Origin of the sequence: Burkholderia sp. Cy-637, assembly GCF_011753175.1 — a bacterium.
GTDB lineage: Bacteria > Pseudomonadota > Gammaproteobacteria > Burkholderiales > Burkholderiaceae > Burkholderia > Burkholderia gladioli.
Genome location: NZ_VWWC01000415.1, coordinates 1 through 552, shown reverse-complemented (window position 1 = coordinate 552; position 552 = coordinate 1). Strand labels below are relative to the sequence as shown.

At 66.5% G+C, this 552-nt stretch carries 1 pseudogene; it reads left to right on the top strand.

From position 1 onward, the window contains the following. Positions 1-552: pseudogene (locus F3J10_RS35940) on the top strand (urocanate hydratase); the annotation flags it as partial.

Sequence of the window (552 nt, the reverse complement as noted above, 5' to 3'; positions counted from 1 at the left end):
TCGAACAATGGCACGAGGCGCGCAAGGTCGATCCGCAGAGCATCGTGAAGCCGGCCAAGCAGTCGATGGCCAGGCAGGTGCAGGCGATGCTGACGCTGCAGGAACGCGGCGCGGCCACGCTCGACTACGGCAACAACATCCGCCAGATGGCGCTGGAGATGGGCGTGCAGAACGCCTTCGATTTCCCGGGCTTCGTGCCGGCCTATATTCGCCCGCTGTTCTGCGAGGGCAAGGGGCCGTTCCGCTGGGTGGCGCTGTCGGGCGATCCCGAGGATATCTACAAGACCGATGCGAAGGTGAAGGAGCTGATCCCCGACGATCCGCACCTGCACAACTGGCTCGACATGGCGCGCGAGCGGATCGCCTTCCAGGGGCTGCCGGCGCGGATCTGCTGGGTGGGCGTGAAGGATCGCTATCGCCTGGGCCAGGCCTTCAACGAGATGGTCCGCAAGGGCGAGCTGAAGGCGCCGATCGTGATCGGGCGCGACCACCTCGACACGGGCTCGGTGGCGAGCCCGAACCGCGAGACGGAAGCGATGAAGGACGGCTCGG